Here is a 23,918-nt window from a genome sequence, read left to right as displayed (position 1 = left end):
CCGGCCCCGTCGGCTCCTCGCAATGACGTCAAGTGGATATGCTGTCATTGCCTCTGGGCGGTGCTAGCGTTTGATCATCACCACTTGCAGATATTCGCTGGGGACCGCCATGGTGCCGTCCTTCGCCCTGTTCAGGCGTCCGATCAGGTCGAGCAGATCGGCATGAAGGCCGCGGCCACTCGCCTCGTCCAGAGCTGCGAAGGCCTTCAGGACCGGTCCGTAATATGACTTGAAGATATCGAGGAAATGCTCCGGCGACCGGTATCGAAAGACGAAGTGGCACGGTTCTGCCTCGATGACCGCAGCACCGCCGAACAATTCCTCCAGCCGCTCGCGCGTGCCCCAGAGCGCCGGCGACCTGGCTCCGGCCGGTGGCGGCAGATATTTGCCGAGCGTCTTGAAGACCTGCCCGATGAAGCCCTGCGGGGTCCAGTTGGCCAGACCGATCTTGCCGCCCCGCCTGCAGACCCGGATCATCTCGGCCGCGGCCTTGTCCTGATCCGGCGTGAACATCACACCGAATGTGGATACGACTGCATCGAACTGCGCATCCGCAAATGGTAGCGCCTCGGCATCAGCCTCCTGGAACGTCATCGCCAGACCGTTCGCCTCGGCGCGGGCCCTGCCACGCGCGAGCAGGGATGGAACATAGTCCGTGGATGTCACCTCGCACCATCGACGGGCGGCCGCCAGCGACACATTGCCGTTGCCGGCAGCGATATCGAGCACCTGCTGGCCTGCATGCAGATCCATCGCCTCGCAGAGTTCCTCGCCGACGATCTGCAATGTCGAGCCGATCATCGCGTAGTCACCCGACGACCAGGCGCCGTGCTGCCGCGCCTTCAGCGCGGAAAAGTCCGGCGTCGCCATTTTCGTTTCTGTCTGGGTCGTGGACATCTTTTCCTCCTTTGGATGTCTGGCAGTTACCGGAGGAACCCTAGCTGCGGGCCGCGCAGCACTCCTATCCAGTTCGCGACACCACTATCCAGCGAGCGAACCTTTTCGCGCCGTGCCTGACTAATGCGGAAGACGACGGATACCGCGCCATGACTACAGGAACTGTCCTGCATACTGTTCTGCCGCGCTCAGTCCGATCCGCGCTGGATGCGATGGACGCCGACCTTGGGCGCGACTGGCGCTTGTCCGAACTGGCCGATCGTGCACGGGTGTCGGGCCGAACCCTGCAGCGACAGTTCAGGACGTTCCTCGGCCATTCACCGCGCGTGACGCTGCAGGACCTTCGCTTCAAGGCTGCCCGCCGCAAATTGCTCCATGCGACCTCCGAGACCAAAATCATGGATGTCGCGCTCGGTTGCGGCTTTGCACATTGCGGACGCTTCTCGGTGGAATATCGCACGCGCTACGGCGAGACGCCGTCACAGACCCTGCAACGGCAGTCACTGCCGGCCCCGGCCGGACGCCCGCTCCTGCCCACCTTCGTCACGTCGCATCAACAGCCGGCGATCGCACTCGGCCGCATCGAGGCACAGGCCCGGCATGGCGACATGGCGCGGCATCTTACCGACGCAGTCATCATGGCGCTGCTGCGCGCAGGGATGGCGGTCTCGTGTCGCCGTGCTTCGGCGCGCTACGAGATATCGGGCGGGCTCACCGACCACGAAGCCAGGACGGAGCTGACCCTGCGATTGACCGACACGATCACCGGCCGCCTGATCTGGGCGTATCGTTCGGAGGTTGACCTTGCGGATGACGAGTTGCTGGCTGCCCGCATCGTTACCGCGCTCCAACCAAGCCTGCGCCTCGCGGAAATGGATCGCGTCCGTCATGTCCCGGATCACGATCTCGTCGCGCACGATCTCGCGCTCAAGGCCATGCCAGATGTGATCCGCCTCGATGCCCAGGGCAACGACCATGCACGCGATCTGCTCGAGCGTGCAATCCAGCTCGATCCCGATGACGCGCTCGCGACAGCCCTATCGGCCTGGACCCACGCCCAACGCGCGATCTATCATTTCACCACGACACCGACCGAAGACCGGGCACGCGCGACGGAACTGGCGCACAAGGCCCAGGCGCTCCCCGGCGACGCGACCGTGCTCGCCATCCTCGGCAATGCCCTCACTTTGGTCGACGAGCTTGCGGCCGCCGAGATCGTCATTAGCAAGGCACTCGCGATCGACGGTGGCTCGGCCTGGGCCTGGAGCCGTAGCGGCTGGATCAATCTTTACAAGGGCGACACAACGGCAGCCATCGAGCGCTTCAAGATCGCGCTCGATCTCGCACCGCATGACCAGCTCGCCTTCAACAATTTTGTCGGGATCGGCTGCGCCCACTTCGACGCAGGACACTACGGCGAAGCGGCCATCTGGCAGCAGCGCGCCGTGCTGGACCATCCATCGGCCCTCTGGATCCACCGAACCCTATGTCCATCCTATCTGCTGAGCGGCGCGCAGCCCGAAGCAAAGCGCAGTCTGGCGCTCTGGCGCGCAGGATGTCCCGAGCTCACGATCGCCGGTGTCGAGGCAGGATTGCCGCCGCTCACCTGGTCATGCCGCACACGGATCGTCGGCGCACTCAATGATGCCGGCCTTCCGCTCTAGCAAACGATGAGCACGGGCCGCACGAGAAAGACGGCGAGCTACGATGCCCGCCACAGCGTCCAGAGCGTGCGCAGGCGTGACCGCAGATACAGCTCGAACGGATCGAAGCTCGCCTCGGCCATCTGGCCGAGATCATGTCTCACCAGCGCCATCGGCAGGAATGCTGCCCGCGCCTGCTCGGCAACATCGGCAAGCATTCCATCCGCCACGACCAGCTGCTCCTGCGCGCCCTTGATCAACTGATCGAGCGTCGCGCGGATCGCGGGCGTCAACTTGCCGGCATAATACTCATGCTCGCTGCCGCCGTTCTGCCGCAGCATGTCGTGCGGCAGATAGAGCTGCCGGCGTGCCGCATCATAGGGCAGTCGCGCGGTGATACGCGCAACGCCCTGCGCGAGACCGGCATGTTCGGCGACGTGATCGACGGCCTCGGAGTGATCGCCGAGGATACGCGCAGCGCAGGCAAACAGCGTGCCCGACGTGTCGCGAAAATGACTTTCCAGCACCGCGAGATCGGGCATCGGGTCGTTGTAGAGATCGAAGACATGGGCATCGACCAGCTTTGACAGCCGATCGACCGGCAGGTCGAAACTGCGTATCGCCAGCAGCAGTTCGGCTGCGACCGGGTTCTGCTCGACATCCCCATGGCCGTTGCCAGCCAGCGCATCGGTCCACCACTGCAGCCGGATCTCGCCAGGCAGCGCCTGCTTGACCTGATCGCGCACGCGGCTCACTTCGGCGTTGAACGCATACAGCGCAAGCAGCGGGCGGCGCTTGTCGCTCGGCACGAAAAGCGTCGATGCGTAGCGATCGAAGTCATGGGTGCGCACGAGATCGGCGCAGAACGCCGCAGAGCTTGTCTCGGCGCCGCTCATGGCACGGCGATCAGCGCGGCAGCCACGCGGCGGCGCTCGCCGATCATGATGTTGTAGGTACGGATCGCGGGGCCAGTCATCATCGTATCCGCCATGATGTGGAGGCCGCGCAGCGCCTCGCGCAGGTCGCGCGGCATGATCCAGACGTCGTTGCCAGTACCGATGATCAACGTGTCGATGCCGGCATGGCCCTCGAACACGCGGCGGAGCGCATGGCGATCGATCTCGTCTGGCTTGGTCACCGGCCAGGCCCACACCGCATCGGGCAGGCACAGAAGCGAGCCCTGATGCGACATGGTGTCGAAGATGAAGCCACCCTTGCCGTAGGCTTCGATCTCGGCAGCCCGCGGGAGATGCGGCTGTTCGGGATCGACCGGCATCAGGCCTTCGCCGTCTTCGCCGGCTTGCCCGTGCTCACAGGCTCGTCGCGGTTCTCACCGACGCCGAGATAGATCAGCATCGGCGCCGCGATGAAGATCGAGGTGTAGGTGCCGACCAGCACCACGCCGAAGATCATGACGGAGGTGAACGAATGGATCGCGTGGCCGCCGAACAGGTAGAGCGCGAGCAGCGCCAGCGTCACCGTGACGTGGGTGATGATCGAACGCGACAGCGTCGAATTGATCGACTCGTTGAGCAGTTCCGGCATCGGCATCTTCTTGTAGCGACGCAGGATTTCACGAATACGGTCATAGATGACCACGGTGTCGTTGAGCGAATAGCCGAGAATGGTCAGCAGCGCCGCGATGCTGGTGAGATCGAAATCGACCTGCGCGATCGACATGAAGCCGATCGTCAGCACGATGTCGTGCACGTTGGCGATCATGGCGCCGATGGCGAACTGCCATTCGAAGCGGAACCAGAGATAGATGAGAATGCCGAAGATCGCCACGATCAGGCCGAGCATGCCGTAAGCGAGCAATTCGCCGGACACGCGCGGGCCGACGACCTCGACGCGGCGATATTCGACGCTGTCACCGAGCGTCGCCCGCACCTTCTGCACCGCGGCCTGCTGCGCGGCGTCGCCGCCGGGCTGCTGCGCGAGGCGGATCAGCACGTCGGCGGGGCCGCCGAACTGCTGCAGCTGCACGTCGCCGAGCTGGAGGCCCGACAGTTTGGTGCGCATGTCCGAAATATCGGCCTGACCGCTCTTGGCTTGCACCTCCATCAAGGTGCCGCCCTTGAAGTCGATACCGAAATTCAGGCCATGCGTGAAGAACAGCGTGATGGCTGCAATCGTCAGCAAGGCCGAGATCGGGAACGAGATACGGCGAAAGCGCGTAAAATCGAACTTCGTATCGTCAGGGACGATGCGGAGCGGCGGCAACAGGTCGAAGATGGTCACGATCGACAGAACGACGACCAGTGCACCCAGACCAGCAAGAACCATTTGTGTCGTAGTCAAAACCTGCTCCGTCAGCTCAGATCGGCACGCGTTGCGGCCGCTTCCACCTGACCCAGGCGGCAACGATCAGGCGGGTCACCGTGAAGGCGGTGAACACCGTCGTGAGAATGCCGATACCGAAGGTCACGGCAAAGCCGCGCACCGGACCGGTGCCGATATAGAACAGCACGGCAGCCGCGATGAAGGTGGTGATGTTGGAATCGAGAATGGTGGCAAGCGCGCGCTTGAAGCCGGCGTCGATGGCGGCAATCGCCGTACGACCGCCGCGCAGCTCTTCGCGGATACGCTCATAGATCAGCACGTTGGAGTCGACCGCGATGCCGACCGTCAGCACGATGCCGGCGATGCCCGGCAGGGTCAGCGTGGCATTGAGGAGCGACAGGATGCCGAAGATCATGGCGACATTGATGGCGACCGCGATATTCGCGAACAGGCCGAACAGCCGGTAGGTCAGCAGCATGAACAGGATGACGAAGATCGAGCCGATATAGGCGGCGAGCTCGCCCTTGGCGATGGAGTCCTGACCGAGGCCCGGACCGACCGTGCGCTCCTCGATGATCGACAGCGGGGCCGGCAGCGCGCCGGCGCGCAGCAGGATCGCGAGGTCGTTGGCGCCCTGCACCGTGAACGAGCCCGAGATCTGGCCGGAGCCGCCGGTGATCGGTTCGCGGATGACCGGCGCCGACACCACTTCGTTGTCGAGCACGATGGCGAAGGGCTGGTTGACGTTCTTGATGGTCGCGTCGGCGAATTTGCGTGCGCCGGATGAATTGAAGCGGAACGAGACGATCGGCTCGTTGGTGCGCTGGTCGAAGCCCGGCTGGGCGTCGTTGAGATCGGCGCCGGAAACCAGCACTTCCTTCTTCACCAGATAGGGCGTCTTCGGCGAGGTCGAGCTCATCAGAAGTTCGGAGTCCGCCGGTACGCGGCCCTGCGCCTGCTCTGCCGGGATAGTCGTATCGACCATGCGGAAGTCGAGCTTCGCAGTCTTGCCGAGCAGTTCCTTCAGGCGCGACGGATCCTGGAGGCCCGGCACCTGGACGAGAATACGGTCGAGACCCTGACGCTGGATCAGTGGTTCCACGGTGCCGAGTTCGTTGACGCGGCGTTCGACGATCTGGATCGACTGATCCACCGACTGACGGATGCGCTCGTTGATCGCGGCCTGCGGCACCGTAAAGCGGATCAGGCCGCCGCCGGCATCGCTGACTTCGAGGTTGCGCGCGCCACTCTGGCCCATGATGCCGCCGAGCGGCTGCGACAGTTCACGCAGCTTGGTGAGCGCCGTCGGCAGGTCGGTGTCCTTGGTGATGCGGACTTCGACGGTGTCGTTGCGGACGTTCAGACCTGTATAGACGATGCGTGCATCGCGCAGGGTGCGACGAACGTCGTCGCGCACCTGATCGAGCTTGTCCTTCTTGACCGAATTGGCGTCGACTTCGAGCAGAATATGCGAGCCGCCCTGCAGGTCGAGGCCCAGCACCAGATGGCGCTGCGCCCATGTCGGCCAGGTCTTCACGGTGGCTTCGGGGAAGAAATTCGGCACCGCGCACAGGCAGACGACCAGCGCCGTCAGGATAATGCCCAGCGCCTTCCACCGCGTGAAATACAACATCGAGTTGATCCGTCAGAATTCGAGGATAGGAGTCGCGCAGCGAATTACTTCGCCGCCGCGTCGTCCTTGGCCTCGGCTTTGGTTTCGGTCTTCTCGCCCTTCTCCTTGGCGGGCTCGCCCTTGGTGCGGACGCCGGAGATCATCGAACGCAGCTGGCGCACGCGCACGCCTTCCGAAAGTTCGAATTCGATCTGCTCGTCGTCCACCACCTTGGTGACCTTGCCGACCAGACCGCCCGAGGTGACGATGGTGTCGCCGCGGCGGATGTTCTTCACCATTTCGGCGTGATCACGCACCTTTTTCTGCTGAGGGCGCAGGATCAGGAAGTACATGATCACGAAGATCAGCGCGAACGGCAGCAAGGACATCAGCATGCTGTTGGTGTCGTTGCCGGCAGCTGCCGCCTGGGCGAACGCAGGGGTAATGAACATCGAAAGTCCTCGTGAATGCGGGGTGTGACCGGCGACGCAGCCGCGTTCGGCTCGGTCTCGGTAAATTCGGCGCGGACTATAGCGGCCGGCAAGCCAATTGCAACGCTCCTAACCCCCTTGATGTACAAGCGATTTGTACCGCTTGCGGAGCTGTTCCCGGATGGTTAAGGGTGCGGGCCGAGGAAAGTCAGAAATGTCAAAAAAACCCAATAAAACCAGCCGCCGCTCCGCCTCCAAAGCCGCCAAGGTCCCTGCCCGCAAGACCGCCGCCAAACGCCCGCGACCGATGGCCGCCCCCAAGCTGGAAGAGCGGATCGCCATCGCACTGGAAGCGATCGCCGCCAACATGGCGGCGGCGGCGCCAAAAGTCTCCAATGCCGATTCTCTGGCCAGCGCCGATGCCTTCATCTGGCATCCCGACGGCAGGCTCGCACCGGTGCCGAAGGTCAGCCGCGTCGAACTCGACCTGCTGCAGGGCATCAATCAGCAGGTCGATACGCTGATCGAGAACACACGTCGCTTCGCCAATGGCCTGCCTGCCAACAATGCCCTGCTCTGGGGTGCCCGCGGCATGGGCAAGTCGTCGCTGGTGAAGGCCGCCCACGCGCGGATCAATGCCTCGAAGTCGGTCAATGGCCGGCTGAAGCTGGTGGAGATCCATCGCGAGGACATCGAGAGCCTTCCCCTCCTGATGGCGCAGATCCGGGCCTCGGATTTCTACTTCATCGTGTTCTGCGACGACCTCTCCTTCGACGGCAATGATGCGTCCTACAAGTCGCTGAAAGCAGTGCTCGAAGGCGGCATCGAGGGCCGGCCGGAAAACGTCATCCTCTATGCCACCTCGAACCGCCGCCACCTGCTCGCCCGCGACATGATCGAGAACGAGCGCTCGACATCGATCAATCCCGGCGAAGCGGTGGAAGAGAAGGTCTCGCTGTCGGATCGCTTCGGCCTCTGGCTCGGCTTCCACAAGTGCAGCCAGGACGAATATCTCGCAATGGTGCGCGGCTATTGCGGCCATTTCAAAGTCAAGATCGACGGTGCCCAACTCGAGCGCGAAGCGCTGGAATGGTCGACGACACGCGGCTCGCGCTCAGGCCGTGTCGCCTGGCAGTTCGTTCAGGAACTGGCGGGACGGCTTGGCGTGAAGCTGGCGGGCAAGTAAGCATCGCGCTGCCCAGAAGAAAAAAGGCGCCGACAGCAATGTCGGCGCCTTTTTCTTGTCGGTGTTGGACGGGTCTTACGCGCCGTTGAGGAACTGCAGCGGGTCAACCGGCGACGAACCCTTGCGGATCTCGAAGTGTAGCTGCGGCGACGATACTTCGCCTGACTGACCGGACTTCATGATCACCTGTCCGCGCTTGATGCTCTCGCCGCGCTTCACCATCAGCTCGCTCGCATGGGCATAGGCCGTGACGTAACCGTTGGAGTGACGCACCAGCACGAGATTGCCGTAGCCCTTGAGCTCGTTGCCGGCATAGGCGACGACACCATCTTCGGCTGCCTTGACCGGCGTGCCTTCCGGCACCGCGATGTTGATGCCGTCATTCGACTTGCCATTGGTCTTGGCGCCATAGCCGGTGGCGACGCGGCCGCGCACCGGCCAGCGGAAGGTCGGCAATGCGCCCGTAGCTTCTGCAGCCTTGGTCGGCGCTTCGGGAGCAACTTCCTCGGGCGTTGTGGTTGCGCTGGCGAGCCGGGCCTTCTGCTGCGGCTCGACTGCGGCCACGCGAGCCGGCGCAGTGGTTACAGGAGCAACCGGAGCGGCAGCGATGGTCGACGGCGAACCGAGCGGCGCAGGTGCCGAAGCCGGCGCGACCGGCGCAGCAGCGGCGGTGCGCGCGGCGGGAACGGTGATCTTGCTGCCGAGCTTGAGCTGGGCGGTCGGCGACAGGCCGTTGGCGCGCGCGATCTCGGCCACCGGCACGTTGTTCTTGCGCGAGATGCTCATCAGCGTATCGCCGCGATTGACGTAATGCGTCGATCCGCCGGCAGCGGGACGCGCAGGAGCGGCGGCGACGGCCGGCACAGCAACCGTGCCCTGACGCGGAATGATCAGCGATTGACCAGGCGACAGCGCGCGCGGGCCGCGATAGCCGTTGGCCTGCAGGATCGCAGCCTGCGAAACATTATAGCGCTTCGACAGACCATCCAGCGTGTCGCTGGTGCCGACGATGATCGTGGTGCCGTTCGGACCGATCGGAGCCGCAGCCGGCGCAGGAGCTGCGGCAACCGAACGCGGCGCCGTGCTGCCGGTATGTTCGAGCGGCGCGCGGGAGGGCGGCGGCGTGTACATACCGTTGCCGCCGCCACTCATCGGCGCAGCGGATGCGACCGGACGCGGGGAGGACGGATAGGACTGCGGCGCCGAGATCGGCGGCGGCAGTGGCTGCGACTGATATTGCGGCTGCGGGTTGTAGGCCGGGCGCTGATACTGCGGCAAATCGCGCGGCGCCTGCGCGACAGGGCGCTGCGGCACCGAACCGGTGGCATCACCGCCATGGCCACCCTGCCAGCCGAACTGGCGATTGCTGCTCTGACTGATCTGGTTGCTGTCGAAGGTCTGCGAAAGCCGTGTCGACATGTCGGCGCTGCAGCCGGCAAATCCGATGGACATCAACGCCAGCACCGCAACCTGCGGGGAACGACGCGAGCAAAGCAACTCGACAACGCGGGACATTGGTTACTCACTCATACGCAACAAACGACTGAATTGAGTAAACACTGTCTACGTTACCAAGCCTTTAACCCTGCAACGAAGGCGGCAAATTGGTGACGGAAGCACTCAAAGTTCGCGCGCTATGCCCGCAAGCGCAGGCACAAAGCGCACATCCACGAGATCGCGGCGCTCGATCACCTCACTGGCCTTACGGAACCGGACCAGCGTCTGCACGCCGTGATGCGGGCCGACCGGTGCGACCAGGATGCCGCCCTCATCCAGCCTGTCGATCAGCGATTGCGGAACTGCCTCCACCGCAGCGGTGACCATGATGCGATCGAAAACACCGAGATTGGGTGCCGGATTGAGGGCATCGCCGAGCATGACTTCGACATTGTACAGCTGAAGACCCTCCAGCCGCGCGCGCGCCGTATCAGCGAGGGTCCGGTACCGCTCGATGGTCAACACCTCGCGGGCCAGCTTGGCAAGAATGGCCGCCTGATACCCCGATCCGGTCCCAAGTTCGAGCACCCGGTGGCGTGGCTCGAGTTGCAGCTGCTCGGTCATATAGGCGACCACGAAGGGCTGGCTGATGGTCTGGCCGCATGGGATCGGCAGCGCGGAATCCCGCCAGGCATATGGACGATCGGCAGCGTCGATAAAACGGTCGCGGGGCACCTCTTCCATCGCGCGCAGCACCCGGCCATCGCTGATGCCGCGGCGACGCAGGCTCAGCTGGAATGTCATCTGCTCTGGCGGATGGCCGGTATCAATCATGGGAACTGTCCGCCCTCAACTTGCGATGGCGTTCGATTACCCCAAATAAGTTGACGCAATCTCGCCGGGGACAAGACCGCCAATCAGGACAATTATTGTTCCGCTGGCGGAACTCGAAACGAGATGTCCCGTTACCGGCGCTGGGGATCACCGAACTTGCAGCGTCAACGTCCGCCACCGTACACTTGATGTCTGGTTGCTGCGTTATTTGAGTCCATCGAATTCGCGCTTGGCGCGATTGCGTTCAAACACCGAATTTGCGACGGTCCGCACGGATCATGCAGGGAAAGCGGCCATGACTGAATCGAACCAGCCGGGCGGCACCGTCTTCCTCGTCGAGGACGAGGTGATGATCCGCATGATGGTCGCCGACATGCTGGAAGAGCTCGGTTACCGCGTCGCCGCCGAAGCCGGCGACATCACCGAGGCGACCCGCCTCGCCGGCTCCACCGAATTCGACGTTGCCATCCTCGACGTCAATGTGAATGGCAAGGTGATCTCACCGGTGGCCGAGGTTCTCGCCTCCCGCAACAAGCCCTTCATCTTCGCGACCGGCTACGGCGCCCAGGGCTTGCCCGAAGACTTCCGCGACCGGCCGACCTTGCAGAAGCCGTTCCAGATGGAAACGCTGGCCCAGGTGCTGGCGACAACGCTTAAAGGCGTGACGGTCTAGCCACGCACTAACCCAGTGCCTTCGCCAAAGTCTCGCTGAACGCCTCATCCGTGCGATCAAGCCGCAGCGGCGTCACGGACACAAAATGCGCAGCCAAGGCGGCAAGGTCCGTGCCTTCCGGCGGTGCCTCCGCGGCAACGATGCGCTCGAAGCCGATCCAGAAATACGGATTGTTGCGGCCGTCGCGGCGCTCGTCGATGCGCAGAAAACCCTGATTGCGCTTGCCCTGCCGCGTGACCACGACGCCCTTCACGGCATCCGCGGCACAGGCCGGGAAGTTGATGTTGATCACGGTGTTTTTCGGAACTCCGGCCTTGATCACCTTGCGCAGCACGCCCGGCCCATGCTTCAGCGCGGTTTCCCAGAGCGGCGCGTTGCGCGTTTCCATGGAGAATTCCTGGCTCAGCGCCACCGACGGAAAGCCGAGAATGGTGCCTTCCAGTGCACCGGCGATGGTGCCCGAATACACCACATCCTCAGCGACATTGCGCCCCTTGTTGACGCCCGAAAGCACGAGGTCGGGCTGCTTGTCCTTGAGGATATGCCGGGCGCCCATGATGACGCAGTCGGTCGGCGTGCCGCGCACGGCATAGCGCCGCTCGCCGACTTCACGCAGGCGCAGCGGATCGTTCAGCGACAGCGAATGCGACACACCGGACTGATCGAGTTCAGGCGCCACGACCCAGACATCATCGGACAATTGCTTGGCGATCTGCTCGATGATCTGCAGGCCAGGAGCGTGAATTCCGTCGTCATTGGTGCAGAGAATGCGCATGCGCGTCAGCCCTTTCGATCCCGGCCGACCCGGCCCTTCGCGGACTTTTTGCCAGTCAAAGGGGGCTTTTGCCACCCCCTATTCGCCGCTGCCCGCTCTGCATTGCCGCCATTTTTCCGGCCCACGGGAACCAGCGCCCCCAGAGTGTCGTTGTTCCTGAACCAATGAGTGTCAGTGCGTTCGAACATCAGCGCACGGCCGCCGGCTTGGCCGAAGCGCCCAATGAGGCGACGACAATGGTCACGGTGCTTGATCGGCGAATCTGGCTTGCCGTACCCGCGCTTGCGGTCATCGGGATTGCCGGCTGGCTGCTCATGCCGAGCTTTGCACGGACGCCCCAGTCTGACCTGATGCTGAACCTCGCAGTTGCCACTCCGCCGGACGATGGGGTGATCACTGAGACACCGCCCGCCAGGCTCACCGAAACGCCTGCAATCGTCGATCTCGATCGCGTGCGCCTGTCGCGTCAGTCGTTTCGCCGCGGGGGCATGGGATCACGGGCGCTGATGACCTTCACCGTGCGCAACGCGAATGCCTATGACATCAAGGATCTTGAGCTGCTCTGCGCCTTCAGGAGCCGCGATGGCCGCTACACCACCGAGCGTCGCAAACGCGTGGCGGAAACCGTCGCCATGAAGAGCCGCAAGGCGTTTCCCATGACGCTGGTCGGCCACGTCAATATCCGCGCGGACAGGGCGAAATGCTCGCTCGTCACCGCAAGCCGCGCGTGACGCATCGCGGCAAAACTAGCTTGCCTGGATGACCTTGAGCCCGCCCATATAGGGCTGCAGCACATCCGGCACCGCGATGGAGCCGTCGTCCTGCTGATAGTTCTCGATGACGGCGATCAGCGCGCGGCCAACTGCCGTGCCCGAGCCGTTTAGCGTGTGCACGAAACGCGGCTTGCCATCCGGCCCGCGCGAGCGCGCATCCATGCGGCGCGCCTGGAAATCGCCGCAGACCGAGCAGGACGAGATCTCGCGATAGGCACCGCCCTCGCCTTGCCCCGGCATCCAGACTTCGATGTCGTAGGTCTTCTGCGCAGCGAAGCCCATGTCGCCGGTGCAGAGTGTCATCACCCGATAATGCAGGCCGAGCTTTTTCAGCACTTCCTCCGCGCAGGACAGCATGCGCTCATGCTCGTTCCGGCTTTCCTCGGGCGTGACCACCGATACCAGCTCGACCTTGGTGAACTGATGCTGCCGGATCATGCCGCGCGTATCGCGGCCGGCAGCGCCGGCTTCCGCGCGGAAGCATGGTGTCAGCGCGGTGAATCGGAGCGGCAGTTCCTTCTCGTCGAGGATCGCCTCGCGGACGAGATTGGTGAGCGGGACTTCGGCAGTCGGGATGAGCCAATAGCCCTGCCCTTCACTACCGAGCGCGCCAGCCGCGAACTGGTCATCGCGGAATTTCGGCAGCTGCGCCGTACCGAACATCGCATCGTCGCGGACCAGCAGTGGCGGATTGACCTCAGTGTAGCCATGCTCGTTCGTATGCAGGTCGAGCATGAACTGCCCGATCGCACGCTCAAGCCGCGCAAGGCCTCTTTTCAGCACAACGAAACGCGCGCCCGACAGCCTTGCGGCCGCCTCAAAATCCATGAAGCCCATGGCTTCGCCGATCTCGTAATGCGGCTTCGGCGTGAAGGCGTAAGTGCGCTTGGCGCCGAAGTGATGGCGCTCGACATTGCCGTGCTCGTCGACGCCTTCCGGCACATCGTCGAGCGGCAGGTTCGGGATGCCAGCCAGTTCCGTACGGAGCTGTTCTTCAGCGGCTTTCACCGCAGCTTCCATCTCCGGCATCGTGGTCTTCAGCTCGGCGACCTCGGCCATCAGCGCGTTGGCCCGCGCCTCATCCTTGGTCTTCTTGGCTTCGCCGATTTCCTTGGATGCTGCGTTACGGCGTGCCTGCGCCTGCTCAGACGCCAGGATCGCGGTGCGCCGGGTTTCATCGATAGCCAGCAGCGACGACGACATCGCAGCCAGACCGCGCCTCTTCAGCGCAGCATCAAAGGCTTCGGGATTGTCGCGGATCGATTTGATGTCGTGCATGGCGGGATTCCTGAGCGAAAGCGGCTCTGACTACCCCGAATGGCTAGGATTTGGAACATGAAATGGAAAGGATGCTATCAGTGCGTCCTGATCAGAAATGCGAGCACACCAATGCCAGCGATAATCATACTGCCTAGACGGACCGTGAGCCGCAGGGTTTGGGTCTCGATAATCGCCATGAGCTCTGATTTCGTTGCGAGAAGATCTGCTCTGGTCGCCAGCTCAGTCATGATGAAATCCCTCGCCGCTTCGGCATGTGCCTCAGCGTGATTTTGGGGCACATCCGCCTCACGAAGGCGCTTCGAATAGCCGAGTGTATCAAATGCGAAGACCACAATCACCTCCCATAACAGCGCCAAAAAACACAACCAAAGATAGATTGCGTTATAGACCGTTGCAAGAAGCCGTCGCCCTACTCCACCGTCGTCAGATCCGTCCCGGTCGCCTCTGCGGCCCGCTTCGCCGCACTCTTTTCCACGATGGCAACAGCATAGATCGACCCCTCGTAGAGGATCATCAACGGGATCGCGAGGGAGAGCTGGCTGATCACATCAGGCGGCGTCAGCACCGCGGCGATGACGAACGCGCCGACGATGAAATAGCGGCGCTTGGCACGCAATTGCTTCGAGGTCAGCACGCCGATCCGGCCAAGCAGCGTCAGGATCACCGGCAGCTGAAAAGCGATGCCGAAGGCGAAGATCAGCGACATCATCAGCGACAGATATTCACCGACCTTCGGCAGCAACGCGATCTGCGCGGTCTCGGTGCCGCCCATCTGCTGCATGCCGAGCGAGAAGCGGACCAGCATCGGAAGGACCATGAAATAGACCAGCAGTGATCCGAGCACGAAGAAGAACGGGGTCGCGATCAGATATGGCAGGAACGCGCCGCGCTCGTGCTTGTAGAGGCCGGGCGCCACGAACATGTAGACTTGCGCCGCGATCACCGGAAACGAGATGAACGCCGCGCCGAACATCGCCAGCTTCAGCTGCGTCAGGAAATATTCGAGCAGCGCCGTGTAGATGAACTTCGAGTTCTCGGGCCCGGCGATCCACACGAATGGCCAGACCAGCACATTGTAGATCTGCTTGGCGAAGGCAAAGCACAGGATGAAAGCGACGGCGAATGCCAGCAGCGCCTTGATCAGCCGCGACCGCAGCTCGATCAAGTGGTCCATCAAGGGGGCCTTCGAGGCCTCGATATCTTCGGCGCTCATAGGGCTTTGGCGTTCTTCAGGATGTCGGGATTGCCGGGCTCGGCTGATGGTTCGGCGTGGTCCGCAGCAACGGGCACGTCGCTGGTGGTCACCGGCTCAGCCGGTGTCGGCTGCACTTCGCGGGTGATCGCCAGTGGCTCATTGACAGCGCCATGAGCCTCGGCCTCGACGAAGGTTTCCGGCGTCGGAGGTTCGGGTGTTGTGGGCATCACCGGCGGTGTGGTGACATTGTCGGTCTTGTCGACGGTCATGGCGTCGCTGACATCCTTGGTCAGCGAGGTCATGATGTTGTTCTTGGAAAAGTCCGAAGCGGCGTCCTTGACGTCGTCGAAGGCCTTCTTGACGTCGGCCATCTCGGCTTCGCGCATCGCCTCGTTGAACTGGCCCTGGAATTCCGAGGCCATGCGACGGGCCTTGCCCATCCATTGCCCGACCATCCGCAACACGCCGGGCAATTCCTTCGGGCCGATGGCGATCAGCGCCACGACGCCGATGACGACCAGTTCACTCCACCCGATATCGAACATGTAACAACCTGCTCACAGGCCGGACGAGCCGCGCCTTCTGACCCGTCCGCTGCGAATAGACCCAGACGACCTTGAACTTAGACAGCCTTGCTGCCGACATCCGACCGGTTGGCGGTCGGCGCCTGCGGGGCCTGGTCGATGGTGCGGTTCGGATCAGCCGGCTTCTCCGCCGGCTTGTCGTCGTCCGCCATGCCCTTCTTGAAGGCCTTGATGCCCTGGGCGACGTCGCCCATGAGATCGGAGATCTTGCCGCGACCGAACAACAGCAGGACCACCGCGATCACGACGATCCAGTGCCAAATGCTGAGAGAACCCATCCTGCTAACCCTCCAAACACGTAGCCGGCGCACCGGCCTGATTTAACCGGAACGTAGGCCGCGGGTTCGTCAAAAACAAGGACTTAACCACCGCGGAATCGCGCATGGACAAGTCGTAACGTCGCGAGCGTTAATGTCGCATCAGCGGTGCTGATCGTCATCCTCGTCCGACGTCGGCTCCCCGTCAGGGGACGCCCCTTCCTCGGTGCCGTCGTCGGCGTCGATTTCCTCGTCTTCGTCGTCCTCGAGGTCATCGTCGTCGTCAAAATCGTCCTCGTCCGCCTCGTCGGCGTCGAGTTCCGCGGTCTCGGCCTCGGTCGATTCAGCCTCGTCCTGTTCCGCTTCGGCGGCATCTTCCGCGTCTTCGGCATCGTCGTCAGCTTCGTCTTCGTCGATGTCGACCACGCCAAGCGCCGGAGCTTCGGCGTCCTCGGCATCGGTCAGATCGGCGACCTCGCCGACCTCGGCCTCATCCGTTTCCGCTCCTTCGGCAAAGCCGACGGCTTCCGCAGTCGCCTCGCCGGTCGCCGTGGTCTCGGCCTGTTGGCCCTGCGCCTCCGGGAACTCCGGATCGGGCTCGGAGAGCGAGAGGTGCAGTTCGCCGTCCTCCAGCGGATCCTCGTCCTCGCGGAGTTGTGGATCGTCGGACGGATTGGGCACGCTGAACCCGGCCGGCAGGCGCGAGTCGAGCAGACCGGTGCCCTTGAGCTCTTCGAGGCCCGGCAGGTCGCCGAGTGCTTCGAGGCCGAACTGGGACAGGAACGTATCAGTAGTGCCGAAGGTCAGCGGACGGCCCGGCGTCTTGCGGCGGCCGCGCGGCTTGATCCAGCCCGTCTCCAGCAGCACGTCGAGGGTGCCCTTCGAGGTAACGACGCCGCGAATGTCTTCGATCTCGGCACGGGTCACCGGCTGGTGATAGGCGACAATGGCGAGCACCTCGATGGCCGCGCGCGACAGCTTTTTGGTCTCGCTGGTCTCGCGGGTCATCAGCCACGCCAGATCGCCAGCCGTACGGAAAGTCCACTTGTTGGCGATGCGCACCAGATTGATGCCGCGCATGGCGTAATCCGCCTGCAGCGCTTCCAGCGCCTTCTTGACGTTCACGCCTTCGGGCATGCGCTTGGCCAGCGCGGACTGGTCGAGCGGCTCGGTGGACGCGAACAGCAATGCTTCGAGAATGCGCAGCTCCTCAGGACGCGCGGCGACTTCCGGAGTGTCATCCTGCGAACCAGCGTCCTGCTGCGCGGCGTCCCGAGCGACCTCGTTCGACTGAACGGACTCGTCCTGCTGAGCGGCCTCGGCCTGCTCGATGTCCTCGATCTGATCCTCGACAACGTCGATGCGTTTTTCGGCAACACTTGCCATGTCCGGATCTCCTTCTCTCACTTACTCAGCCGGAACTTCCGGCGCCACAGGCACGGGCGGAGGGCCGACATGCTTGCGGAAATACAGGGGGGCAAATGCTTCGCTCTGGCTGAGGTCGAGCGTGCCCTCGCGGACAAGCTCGAGCGCCGCCGCGAAGCTCGACGCCATCACGGTGGCGCGCTGCTGCGGATCAGGCACATAGGCCAGCAGATATTCGTCGAGACGGCTCCAATCCTCGGCCATGCCGATCAGCCGCTCCAAAGAGGCGCGGGCCTCGCTCAGCGACCACACGGTGCGCTTGGCCAAATGGACGCGGGTCAGCACGCGGGCCTGACGCTGGGTCGCATAGGCCGAGAGCAGGTCATACAGCGTCGCGGTGAACTTCTGTTGCTTGATCTCGGCGATCTGTTCCGGCGCACCGCGCGGAAAGGTATCGCGGCCGAGCTGCGGCCGGGCCATCAGCTGGTCGGCGGCGCTGCGGATCGCTTCGAGACGGCGCAGCCGGTTGGCCAGCGCGGTCGCCATGTCCTCGGCGCTCGGGCCCTCTTCCTGGGTCGTGGTCTCCGGCAGCAGCAGGCGCGACTTCAGGAAGGCCAGCCATGCCGCCATGACCAGATAGTCGGCAGCGAGTTCCAGCCGGATTTTTCGCGCTTCTTCAATGAACAGCAGATACTGGTCGGCCAGCGCCAGGATCGAGATCTTGTGCAGGTCGACCTTCTGCTGGCGCGCGAGCGTGAGCAAGAGGTCGAGCGGGCCTTCATAGCCCTCGACGTCGATGACCAGCGCCGGCTCGTCATTGGGAACGATCTCGGCCGGGCGTCCGGTTTCAAACGACAGAATTTCGGCGCTCATGCGCTGGCTCCCGTCCGTGCAATCAATTGGTCGAGTTCCGCCCGGCCGACAGCGCGGTCGAACGGCTTCGGTTGCTGGCGCGCCGCAATGGCGGCACGGGCGCGCTCGTCGGCCTTGCCTTTGAGCAGCGGAGTCTCGCGGGCCACGGCCTGCATTTCATCGAGCTTGCCGTTGCAATGCAGGACGACGTCGCAACCGGCGCTCACGATGGCGCGGGTACGCTCGGCGATCGATCCCGCCAGAGCATTCATGGACACGTCATCACTCATCAACAAACCCTGGAAACCGATACTGCCGCGAATCACCTGTTCGATGATTGTCGCAGAAGTCGTGGCCGGCTGAGTGGCGTCCAGGGCGTTAAACACAACATGTGCAGTCATCGCCATCGGCAGGTCAGCAAGCGGACGAAACGCTTCGAAATCAGAGGCTTCCAATTCATTCTTCGAGCTGTTTACGATCGGCAGCGCATGATGACTGTCGGCATTGGCGCGACCGTGACCCGGAATATGCTTGAGCACCGGGAGCACGCCGCCATCGACCAGACCATCGGTGACCGCCCGAGCGATGGCCGCAACCTTGGCCGGCGTCGTCCCGTAGGCCCGATTGCCGATCACCGCGTCGGCGCCCTCGACGGGCACATCCGCTAGCGGCAGGCAATCCACGGTGATCCGAAGGTCGATCAGATCGGCAGCAATGAGGCGTGAACTCAGCCACGCGGCACGGAAACCCAGATCCGGCTGGATATCGTAGAGCGCGCTGAAGACGGCCCCGGGCGGATAAACGGGCCAATGCGGCGGACCGAGACGCTGGACCCGACCACCTTCCTGATCAATTAGGACCGGCGCACCGAGATCGCCCGTCGTTCCACGCAATTCTTCAACCAATGCAGATACTTGCGCTGGATTGTCGATATTGCGCTTGAAAAGGATAAAACCCCAGGGCCGCTCGGCGCGCAAAAAGGCGCGCTCGTCGGCGGTCAGTTCGAGGCCGGAAACTCCGGTGATGAAAGCGCGGGTGCTCATGGGGCCGATTAGGCCCCATCACCACGCAGGGTCAAGGAAACCGCCGTTAATTCCTTTGGACTATTCCCTGCGGCCCACCGGCGGCCTCCAGACTCTTGCGGAACTGGAGCGCTTCGTCCGCTGACCCGAACGGGCCAACCATGGCGCGGTAATAGGTTCCCTTGTCGCCAAGGTCGGCCTTCTTGATCACTGGCGAACGGGAACCGAGGACGGACGGGTATTTGCCCTGGAGCGCCTTGAAGGAGGCGCGGGCGTCTGCGTCGCTACGCTGCGACGAGATCTGGACCACATAACCACCGGTCGCTGCCGAAGGCGGCGGCGCGACATCCTGCGGCGCAGTGTTGAGGGCGGCCGAACGCGTCGCGGGGGCCGACGGAGCCTGCTGCGGCGACAGCGACATCGGAGCATTGGAATTGACGGCCGGCGCCGGAGCCGGCGCAGTCGGACGTGCCGGAGCCGGACGAGCGGCCGGGGTCGCGGCAGCATCCATCTGATCGCCACGGACCGCGAGGGTACGAACCCGGCGCGGCTCGTCACCATTCACGGCATTGTTCGCGGCAACCATCGGCTTGTTGGCCGGCGAGACGCTGGCGGTGGTCGGCGGATTGTTGTTCTGGTTCAGCGGCGGGAAAACGACGCGCGGGCCACCGGCCTTGCTGGCGTCCTGCACATTCACCGGCTGCTCCTCGCGCGGAACCAGACGCTCCTGCCCGGCCGCGAGACGATCCATCTGCTTGCCACTGTCATTCGACGCCGTGGACGTCGCCGCCGGCACGATCTTGTTCGGGCCGGGATCGGCCTTGATCACCGGCGGCTCACCGCTGCGGGTCGATCCGACGAAGGTGCGATAGGCGAAGGCACCACCGGTGCCGATCACGGCCAGCGCGAGCACGGCTGCAACGGTCTTCATGCCGCTGCGACGCTTCGGTGCCGGCTCCTCGTCAGCATAATCCCCCTGCGGATAGGCATAGGGATCATCCTGATACTGATCCTGCTGATAGGCCTGCTGCCCGTGATCCGGCTGGCCGTAGAGCGCCTCGTCATAGCGGTTCGGGTCAACCTGATGATGGCTCGCCTGCTCGTAGGCCTGCGCCTGCTGCGGATGACCATAGGCATCGTAGCCGACGTGAGCCTGCGGCTCGTGAGCGGCGTAATCCTGAGAAGCGTATCCCGTGGCAGCATAGGCCTGCGCATCGGGGTGCTGGGCCTGCTGATACGGCTGCTGGAAATCGAATTCCGGATCGGGCTGCGGCTGGCTGTAATGTTGCGGCTCCGGCTCGACCGGCTGCGCTGCGCGCTGCGCGGCGACGCGCTGCATCCAGGGAGGCGGCGTCGGCGCGGTGTCGAACTGTTCTTCGGGCTCGGCGTGATCAGTCACCGCCGGCTCGGCACGGCGCGGCGGCTGGGCCGCCGACGGACGCCCGGGCTGGGCGGCAAACGGGTCCGTCTGGCCGATCAGGCGGGCCAGTTCGGCCAATGGATCGCCCTCGCCTTGCGCACGCTGGTCGTTATGACCGGCGCCTGCGGGGTAGGATCTGCTCTGGTACTGATTGGCCATGGTGATGTCACATCCCCTGCGGGAAAGCTGCAACTCCGTCGACCGGACGAAACTGCCGCCTGTCATTGACCGCGACATACCCCCATGCCGCGACCATTCCCAAATTGTTACTCAACTACTAACGCATCTCTTCCGGAGCGGAGACGCCAAGGACGGCGAGTCCTGACTTAAGAACTGTCACGATGCTCTGCACGAGTGCCAGCCGTGCTTTAGTAAGTACTGCATCATTAGTGATAATGAAGCGTAAATGAGGCGCATCGCGCCCCTGGGTCCAGTGCGCATGGAAGGCGCTGGCCAGGTCGTAAAGGTAGAATGCGATCCGGTGCGGTTCATGGGCGAGCGCTGCCGCCTCGATCATCCGCGGATACAGCGCCAGCTGCCTGAGCAGGCCCAGCTCGATGGGGTCATCCAGCCGCTCTATCGCCGCATCCTTGAGATAGGCAATCCGGGCGCCTTCTTCCAGAGGAAGCCCGGCCATCTCCGGCATCTGCTCGCGGGCGTTGCGGAAGATCGAATGGCCGCGGGCGTGACCGTATTGGACGTAGAAGACGGCATTGTCCTTGGACTGCTCGATGACCTTGGCGAGGTCGAAATCGAGCACCGCGTCGTTCTTCCGGAACAGCATCATGAAGCGGACGGCGTCGGAGCCGACCTCGTCCACCACCTCGCGCAGGGTGACGAAGTCGCCCGAGCGCTTCGACATCTTCACCGGCTCGCCATTGCGCAGCAGCTTGACCAGCTGGACGATCTTCACGTCCAGCTCGCCCTTGCCGTCAGTCACCGCCTTGATCGCCGCCTGCACGCGCTTGATATAGCCGCCATGGTCGGCGCCCCAGACGTCCACCATCTTGTGGAAGCCGCGGTCGACCTTGGTCTTGTGATAGGCGATGTCGGACGCAAAGTAGGTGTAGCCGCCGTTCGACTTCAGCAGCGGGCGATCGACGTCGTCGCCATAGGCCGTGGCGCGGAACAGCGTCTGCTCGCGATCCTCGTAATCGTCGATCGGCTTGCCCTTGGGCGGCGGCAGACGGCCTTCATAGACGTCGCCCTTGCTCCGCAGGAAATCGATGGTCGCGCCGACCTGATCGGTCGCGCCGGTGATCAGCGAGCGCTCCGAGAAAAACACTTCGTGGCTGATGTTCAGGGCGGCGAGATCGCCCTTGATCATCTCCATCATCATCTCGATGGCCTTGGCGCGGGTGATCGGCAGCCACTGGTCCTCGGGCATCTGGTTCAACGCAGCGCCATGCTCGGCAGCCAGCGCCTGCCCGACTGGCTTCAGATAGTCGCCGGGATACAGGCCCTCCGGAATCTCGCCGATGTCCTCGCCGAGCGCCTCGCGATAGCGCAGATGCGCCGAGCGACCGAGCACATCGACCTGCGCGCCGGCATCGTTGATGTAGTATTCGCGGGTGACGTCGTAGCCGGCGACATCGAGCAGGCTCGCCAGCGCATCGCCGAACACGGCGCCACGGCAATGGCCCACATGCATCGGACCGGTCGGATTGGCCGAGACATATTCGACATTGATCTTCTCGCCGCCGCCGATGGCGCTGCGGCCATAGGCATCGCCATCGCGCAGCACGGCGCGGAGCGCATCCGCCCAGACCGCGGTCTTGAGCGTCAGGTTGATGAAGCCGGGCCCCGCGATATCGACCGAGGTGATCAGATTGTCGCTGCGCAGCTTCGCAGCGATCGCATCGGCGAGATCGCGTGGCTTGGCTTTCGCTTCCTTCGCCAGAACCATGGCGGCATTGCTCGCCATGTCACCGTGTGACGCATCCTTGGTGGGCTCGACGACGATGCGCGACAGATCGATGCCGGCAGGCAGCACGCCTTCGGTGATCAGGTCGTTGCAGATCGCATGCACGCGGGCGAGCACATTGGCGAACAGATGCGGCGTCGGAGCAGAAGTGGTCATTACGGTACGGAACCAGCTTGCGCCGGGACTCAGCCGGCAGGAACGGGATCGGGTGTGGATAGCGGTTTCGCGGGCGTAGCGCCAATGTCTTTAACAAAGCATTCGCGGAGCTGGCCGGCGCCTCGCATCGGGATATTTATCAATCCCGCTAGGCACTTAACGCCGAACCGCCTAGCGCAATTCCGGGGTCGAGTCAAAGAGCCGGATATGTTCGGTGATGGCGAAACGGTCGGTCATCCCGGCGATGAAATTACCGATCCGGCGCGCCTGCTCGGCGTCAGATTCCGCCGCCCCGCCTTCTGCAGGCTGCCATTCCGGCGGCAGGTCGCCGGGATGACGCTGGTAGCGCGAGAACAGATCGGCGACCAGGCCTTCGGCGTCGACCATCACGCGCATCACCCGCGGATGGCGATACATGCCAGTCCAGAGAAACGCCTTGATGGCGCGCTCGGCCGCCGCAGCCTCGGCGGAGAATGCGATCAGCTGCTGGCCACAATACCTGACAGCTTCCGCAGATGCCGGCTTCACCTGCGCGAGCCGGCGCTGCGTCTCACCAGCCACGGCACCGATCAGATAGGAGATCAGCTCGCGCACCAGCTCGGCACCGCGGCGATCCTGATCCAAGCCGGGATAGCGGCGATCGATCTCGGCGATGATGCCTGCAACCAGCGGGATCGCCTTGAGATCGTCGATGCTGAACAGGCCGGCCCGCAGGCCATCGTCGATGTCGTGCGCGTCATAGGCGATGTCGTCGGCAATCGCCGCCGCCTGCGCTTCCAGCGAGGCGTAGCTGCCGAGCTCGAGATCGAGGCTCTGGTTGAACGCCGTGATGCCCAACGGCAGGCCATGCTGCGCATAGCGCGCCAGCGGCGTGCCGTCGGGTGCCGTCAGCGGGCCGTTATGCTTCACGATGCCTTCGAGGGATTCCCAGGTCAGGTTGAGGCCGTCGAATTCGGGATAGCGGTGCTCCAGCGCGGTGACCACATGCAGCGCCTGCGCATTGTGGTCGAAGCCGCCATGGGCCTCCAGGCAGGCGTCGAGGGCGCGCTCGCCGGCATGGCCGAACGGCGGGTGGCCGAGGTCATGGGCCAGCGCCATGGTCTCGGTGAGGTCCTCGTCGAGGCCGAGCTGGCGCGCCACCGCACGGGCGATCTGGGCCACTTCCAGCGTGTGTGTCAGGCGGGTACGGTAATGATCGCCCTCGTGGAACACGAACACCTGGGTCTTGTGCTTCAGCCGCCGGAACGCGGTGGAATGGATCACCCGGTCGCAATCCCGCCGGAATGCGCTACGGGTCCGGCTCGGCGCTTCCGGGAAC

At 63.7% G+C, this 23,918-nt stretch carries 24 protein-coding genes; 4 read left to right on the top strand and 20 right to left on the bottom strand.

What is annotated here, in order from left to right:
• Positions 1 to 63 precede the first annotated feature (63 nt).
• The gene (locus tag ACIQ17_RS11595) at positions 64 to 897 is read right to left on the bottom strand and encodes a class I SAM-dependent methyltransferase (protein WP_398468604.1); all 834 of its coding nucleotides are present in this window, start codon (positions 895 to 897) and stop codon (positions 64 to 66) included.
• 149 nt (positions 898 to 1,046) lie between these two features.
• On the opposite strand from ACIQ17_RS11595, the gene ACIQ17_RS11590 reads away from it, so the two are divergent.
• On the top strand, positions 1,047 to 2,561 hold the full coding sequence (locus tag ACIQ17_RS11590; RefSeq protein WP_398468601.1) for a helix-turn-helix domain-containing protein: 1,515 nt from the start codon (positions 1,047 to 1,049) through the stop codon (positions 2,559 to 2,561).
• A gap of 38 nt (positions 2,562 to 2,599) precedes the next feature.
• On the opposite strand, the gene ACIQ17_RS11585 is transcribed toward ACIQ17_RS11590, so the two are convergent.
• Genes ACIQ17_RS11585 through yajC form a run of 5 tightly spaced genes read right to left on the bottom strand, consistent with a single transcriptional unit; the run spans position 2,600 to position 6,887 of the window.
• Complete coding sequence (locus ACIQ17_RS11585; RefSeq protein WP_398468599.1) at positions 2,600 to 3,436, bottom strand: phytoene/squalene synthase family protein; 837 nt, start codon at positions 3,434 to 3,436, stop codon at positions 2,600 to 2,602.
• Positions 3,433 to 3,816, bottom strand: coding sequence for an Mth938-like domain-containing protein (locus ACIQ17_RS11580; RefSeq protein ID WP_398468597.1), 384 nt, complete (start codon positions 3,814 to 3,816; stop codon positions 3,433 to 3,435). The genes ACIQ17_RS11585 and ACIQ17_RS11580 overlap by 4 nt, the downstream gene beginning before the upstream one ends.
• On the bottom strand, positions 3,816 to 4,826 hold the full coding sequence (gene secF / locus ACIQ17_RS11575) for a protein translocase subunit SecF (RefSeq protein WP_398468619.1): 1,011 nt from the start codon (positions 4,824 to 4,826) through the stop codon (positions 3,816 to 3,818). Before secF ends, ACIQ17_RS11580 begins: the two co-directional genes overlap by 1 nt.
• A 31-nt stretch (positions 4,827 to 4,857) precedes the next feature.
• Entirely contained in the window at positions 4,858 to 6,456 is a 1,599-nt protein-coding gene (gene secD, locus ACIQ17_RS11570) for a protein translocase subunit SecD (RefSeq protein WP_398468595.1), read from the bottom strand.
• A 44-nt stretch (positions 6,457 to 6,500) separates the two neighbouring features.
• The gene (yajC, locus tag ACIQ17_RS11565; protein ID WP_398468593.1) at positions 6,501 to 6,887 is read right to left on the bottom strand and encodes a preprotein translocase subunit YajC; all 387 of its coding nucleotides are present in this window, start codon (positions 6,885 to 6,887) and stop codon (positions 6,501 to 6,503) included.
• A gap of 193 nt (positions 6,888 to 7,080) precedes the next feature.
• Between yajC and ACIQ17_RS11560 the strand changes: the two genes are divergently transcribed.
• A complete protein-coding gene (locus tag ACIQ17_RS11560; RefSeq protein WP_398468591.1) occupies positions 7,081 to 8,052 on the top strand; it encodes an ATP-binding protein in 972 nt (323 codons plus the stop codon).
• Positions 8,053 to 8,127: 75 nt separating this feature from the next.
• On the opposite strand, the gene ACIQ17_RS11555 is transcribed toward ACIQ17_RS11560, so the two are convergent.
• Both ACIQ17_RS11555 and ACIQ17_RS11550 read right to left on the bottom strand, forming a co-directional pair.
• Positions 8,128 to 9,567, bottom strand: a complete 1,440-nt coding sequence (locus ACIQ17_RS11555) for a peptidoglycan DD-metalloendopeptidase family protein (protein WP_398468589.1) — start codon at positions 9,565 to 9,567, stop codon at positions 8,128 to 8,130.
• A gap of 105 nt (positions 9,568 to 9,672) precedes the next feature.
• Positions 9,673 to 10,323 carry a protein-L-isoaspartate(D-aspartate) O-methyltransferase gene (locus tag ACIQ17_RS11550; protein WP_398468587.1) on the bottom strand — a complete coding sequence of 217 codons (651 nt, stop codon included), beginning with the start codon at positions 10,321 to 10,323 and terminating at the stop codon, positions 9,673 to 9,675.
• 295 nt (positions 10,324 to 10,618) lie between these two features.
• Between ACIQ17_RS11550 and ACIQ17_RS11545 the strand changes: the two genes are divergently transcribed.
• Complete coding sequence (locus tag ACIQ17_RS11545; protein WP_398468585.1) at positions 10,619 to 10,996, top strand: response regulator; 378 nt, start codon at positions 10,619 to 10,621, stop codon at positions 10,994 to 10,996.
• A gap of 7 nt (positions 10,997 to 11,003) precedes the next feature.
• On the opposite strand, the gene surE is transcribed toward ACIQ17_RS11545, so the two are convergent.
• Entirely contained in the window at positions 11,004 to 11,771 is a 768-nt protein-coding gene (surE, locus tag ACIQ17_RS11540; RefSeq protein ID WP_398468617.1) for a 5'/3'-nucleotidase SurE, read from the bottom strand.
• A 236-nt stretch (positions 11,772 to 12,007) separates the two neighbouring features.
• Here surE and ACIQ17_RS11535 point away from each other — a divergent pair, with 236 nt between their 5' ends.
• Positions 12,008 to 12,502 (top strand): hypothetical protein, encoded by a 495-nt coding sequence (locus ACIQ17_RS11535; protein WP_398468583.1) that lies wholly within the window; start codon positions 12,008 to 12,010, stop codon positions 12,500 to 12,502.
• Between the two features lie 15 nt (positions 12,503 to 12,517).
• On the opposite strand, the gene serS is transcribed toward ACIQ17_RS11535, so the two are convergent.
• From serS to ACIQ17_RS11480, 11 genes are all read right to left on the bottom strand, one after another.
• Positions 12,518 to 13,822, bottom strand: a complete 1,305-nt coding sequence (serS, locus tag ACIQ17_RS11530; protein WP_398468581.1) for a serine--tRNA ligase — start codon at positions 13,820 to 13,822, stop codon at positions 12,518 to 12,520.
• A gap of 77 nt (positions 13,823 to 13,899) precedes the next feature.
• The gene (locus tag ACIQ17_RS11525; protein WP_398468579.1) at positions 13,900 to 14,157 is read right to left on the bottom strand and encodes a hypothetical protein; all 258 of its coding nucleotides are present in this window, start codon (positions 14,155 to 14,157) and stop codon (positions 13,900 to 13,902) included.
• Between the two features lie 77 nt (positions 14,158 to 14,234).
• On the bottom strand, positions 14,235 to 15,038 hold the full coding sequence (tatC, locus tag ACIQ17_RS11520) for a twin-arginine translocase subunit TatC (protein ID WP_398468577.1): 804 nt from the start codon (positions 15,036 to 15,038) through the stop codon (positions 14,235 to 14,237).
• Positions 15,035 to 15,565, bottom strand: a complete 531-nt coding sequence (tatB, locus tag ACIQ17_RS11515) for a Sec-independent protein translocase protein TatB (protein ID WP_398468574.1) — start codon at positions 15,563 to 15,565, stop codon at positions 15,035 to 15,037. Before tatB ends, tatC begins: the two co-directional genes overlap by 4 nt.
• A gap of 77 nt (positions 15,566 to 15,642) precedes the next feature.
• Positions 15,643 to 15,882 carry a twin-arginine translocase TatA/TatE family subunit gene (locus ACIQ17_RS11510; RefSeq protein WP_398468572.1) on the bottom strand — a complete coding sequence of 80 codons (240 nt, stop codon included), beginning with the start codon at positions 15,880 to 15,882 and terminating at the stop codon, positions 15,643 to 15,645.
• Between the two features lie 141 nt (positions 15,883 to 16,023).
• Positions 16,024 to 17,247: an SMC-Scp complex subunit ScpB gene (gene scpB, locus ACIQ17_RS11505; protein WP_398468570.1), complete on the bottom strand. Its 1,224-nt coding sequence runs from the start codon at positions 17,245 to 17,247 to the stop codon at positions 16,024 to 16,026.
• Between the two features lie 21 nt (positions 17,248 to 17,268).
• Entirely contained in the window at positions 17,269 to 18,099 is an 831-nt protein-coding gene (locus tag ACIQ17_RS11500) for a segregation and condensation protein A (RefSeq protein ID WP_398468568.1), read from the bottom strand.
• Positions 18,096 to 19,121, bottom strand: a complete 1,026-nt coding sequence (gene nagZ, locus ACIQ17_RS11495) for a beta-N-acetylhexosaminidase (protein ID WP_398468566.1) — start codon at positions 19,119 to 19,121, stop codon at positions 18,096 to 18,098. Before nagZ ends, ACIQ17_RS11500 begins: the two co-directional genes overlap by 4 nt.
• A gap of 46 nt (positions 19,122 to 19,167) precedes the next feature.
• Positions 19,168 to 20,679, bottom strand: a complete 1,512-nt coding sequence (locus tag ACIQ17_RS11490) for an SPOR domain-containing protein (RefSeq protein ID WP_398468564.1) — start codon at positions 20,677 to 20,679, stop codon at positions 19,168 to 19,170.
• A gap of 118 nt (positions 20,680 to 20,797) precedes the next feature.
• Positions 20,798 to 22,600, bottom strand: coding sequence for an arginine--tRNA ligase (argS, locus tag ACIQ17_RS11485; RefSeq protein WP_398468562.1), 1,803 nt, complete (start codon positions 22,598 to 22,600; stop codon positions 20,798 to 20,800).
• Between the two features lie 171 nt (positions 22,601 to 22,771).
• Positions 22,772 to 23,918 (bottom strand): deoxyguanosinetriphosphate triphosphohydrolase (locus ACIQ17_RS11480; RefSeq protein ID WP_398468560.1); only part of this gene is annotated, 1,147 nt, incomplete at its 5' end.

The sequence above is a fragment of the Tardiphaga sp. genome, from assembly GCF_044340795.1.
GTDB lineage: Bacteria > Pseudomonadota > Alphaproteobacteria > Rhizobiales > Xanthobacteraceae > Tardiphaga.
Note: the sequence above shows the minus strand (reverse complement) of the source record. Positions and strands in the feature narration are given on the sequence as shown.